Source organism: uncultured Marinobacter sp. (genome assembly GCF_963974375.1).
In the GTDB taxonomy this organism is placed as follows: domain Bacteria; phylum Pseudomonadota; class Gammaproteobacteria; order Pseudomonadales; family Oleiphilaceae; genus Marinobacter.
The window spans coordinates 1-2,306 of record NZ_CAXBDN010000404.1; the positions used below are offsets into that span (position 1 = coordinate 1).

3 protein-coding genes are annotated in these 2,306 nt (G+C 59.8%); 2 read left to right on the forward strand and 1 reads right to left on the reverse strand.

Translation table 11 applies throughout. The features are described from left to right. The coding region (locus AAC035_RS20695) for an NAD-dependent epimerase/dehydratase family protein (protein ID WP_339807009.1) at positions 1–859 on the reverse strand (859 nt) is incomplete at its 3' end. Positions 860–911: 52 nt separating this feature from the next. On the opposite strand from AAC035_RS20695, the gene AAC035_RS20700 reads away from it, so the two are divergent. Further along, the gene (locus AAC035_RS20700) at positions 912–1,880 is read left to right on the forward strand and encodes a hydrogen peroxide-inducible genes activator (RefSeq protein WP_339807010.1); all 969 of its coding nucleotides are present in this window, start codon (positions 912–914) and stop codon (positions 1,878–1,880) included. Between the two features lie 10 nt (positions 1,881–1,890). Continuing rightward, positions 1,891–2,306: OB-fold nucleic acid binding domain-containing protein (locus tag AAC035_RS20705; protein WP_339807011.1), on the forward strand; the 416-nt coding region annotated here is incomplete at its 3' end.

Here is a 2,306-nt window from a genome sequence, read left to right on the forward strand (position 1 = left end):
CCCGGATCATTTCCCCATAACCAGTCCGATAATCCGGATATTTCAGCTCAAATCCTGAAGCCAGCAGCCGCCGGTTGCTGCAGCGTTTACTGCCGGCCCGGCCGCCGGTACGGGCGTCGCTGAGCGGACCATGACAGGGCGTTTGCTGGCGGACCCAGGCGACCACCTGGTCCAGCCGGGCCGGTTCGCTGTCGGTCACCAGGTAACAGTTTTCCAGCGTGTTCCCGGCAAGTGCCTGACTGATCAGGTGCACGCAGGCCCTGGCCGCATCTTCTTCATGGATGCGGTTGCTGAAAGGGCCCGGGCTGGCGGGATTCATGGCACCGGCTCTGACCGCATCAAGAAAGCGCCGTCGGGATGGACCATAGATGCCGCTGAGCCTCAGGACGGTAGCCGGAAGGCCTGACGTCAGGGCAACCTGCTCGCCCTCAAGAACCCGTTGCCCGCTGAACTTGCGGGGAGATGCGATACTGCTCTCGTCGATTTCACTGTCATCGTCCTGTCCATAAACACTGGTACTGCTGATGAACAGTAGCCGTTTCAGACGGCGGGTGTCGGTGACTGCCAGCAGATTTTGCAGACCTTCGACGTAGGCTTTGCGGTATCCTTCATCATCATAGGAGGACGGCGTCAGACAATAGAGAATAATGTCCGGCTGCCCGGGAACCGCCTCTGCCAATGCCGGTCTGTCCAGAAGATCAGCTGAAACCGGTTGAACTCCGGCAGGAATTCGTGAAGCGTTGCGGCGCAGGCCCCAGACATCAGATTCGCTTGAAAGTCTGAGAGCAATATCACCCCCCAGAGCGCCGCAACCTGCGACCAGAATACGTGCTCTGGAATTGCTTTCGATCATTGCCATAGTCAATTTCAATCCTTATTCTTAAGCCTATTAAGAGCAACCGGAGTCTGCCATGACCCTGACCGAGTTACGTTACATTGTTACCCTGGCCCGGGAAAACCATTTTGGTCGTGCTGCAGAGCGTTGTCACGTCAGCCAGCCCACCCTCAGCGTCGCCGTCAAAAAGCTTGAGGACGAGCTGGGGATCCCCCTGTTCGAGCGCAGCAAGAGCAGTATCCGGGTCACCGAAACCGGCCAGCGCATTATCGAGCAGGCCCAGCGGGTGCTTGATCAGGTGGGTGTAATCCGTGATATGGCCCAGGACGGCAAGAACCAGCTCAATTCGCCCCTGAAAGTCGGTGCCATCTACACCATCGGTCCTTATCTGTTCCCGCACCTGTTGCCGGAACTGCGACGGGCGGCGCCGGAGATGCCGCTGTACATTGAAGAAAACTATACCGGCAACCTGCGCCAGAAATTGCGGCAATCTGAACTTGACGCCATCATTATTGCCCTGCCTTTCAATGAGCCGGAAGTGGTGACCTTGCCGCTGTATGACGAGCCGTTTGTCATACTCCTGCCGGGTGGTCACCCACTGGCCGCAAAAAAGTCTCTGAGTGCAGAGGAGCTGGCCGGAGAGCAGTTGTTGCTGCTCGGTCCCGGCCACTGCTTCCGGGATCAGGTGCTGGAATCCTGTCCGCCGCTGGTCGAAGCGGCCGCAGAGCGAACCCGGAATTCATCCAGCAAGGGGCCGGCGCTGGTCACTGAAGGCAGCTCTCTGGAAACCATACGGCACATGGTGGCCTCCGGATTGGGAATCACCGTATTGCCTTTATCTGCCGCGACCGCCATGCATTACCCGGAAGACATCCTGGCGGTGCGACCGTTTACCGCTCCGGTGCCCTTCCGTACGGTAGCCCTGGCCTGGCGGGTAACCTTCCCGCGGCCCAAGGCCATTGATGTCCTTTCGCTGGCCGCCAGCCAGTGTCGGGTAATGGAGAAAGCCGGCGAGAAAAAACCGGCGCTGGTTGCCAGCGCTTGATCTGCCGGCCATGACGACGCTGGACGGCTTGCCGGTTACCACCCTGAAAGGGGTGGGGGAGGCTCTTGCGGGCACTCTGGCCAGGCTTGGCATCAACTCCCTGCAGGACCTGCTTTTCCATTTGCCCCACCGTTACGAGGATCGCACCCGTATCCTTCCCATGGGCAGCCTCCGTATTGGTGACAGCGGAGTGGTGGAAGGTGAAGTGATGCGGGTGGACATGATGATGGGCCGGCGCCGCAGCCTGCAAGTCACCTTGCGGGACAGCACCGGATTTCTGGTCATGCGCTTCTTCCACTTTTCCGCGGCCCAGAAAAATCAGCTCAGCGAGGGCGCACGGGTGCGCTGCTACGGTGAGGTGCGACCGGGGCGGGCCGGCTTCGAGTTCTACCACCCTGAATATCAGGTGAACCCGCCAGCCATGCC

Bases quoted from the DNA above. Each gene is read 5' to 3' on its own strand.
- AAC035_RS20700 (WP_339807010.1), top strand. From the start codon at position 912: ATGACCCTGACCGAGTTACGTTACATTGTTACCCTGGCCCGGGAAAAC.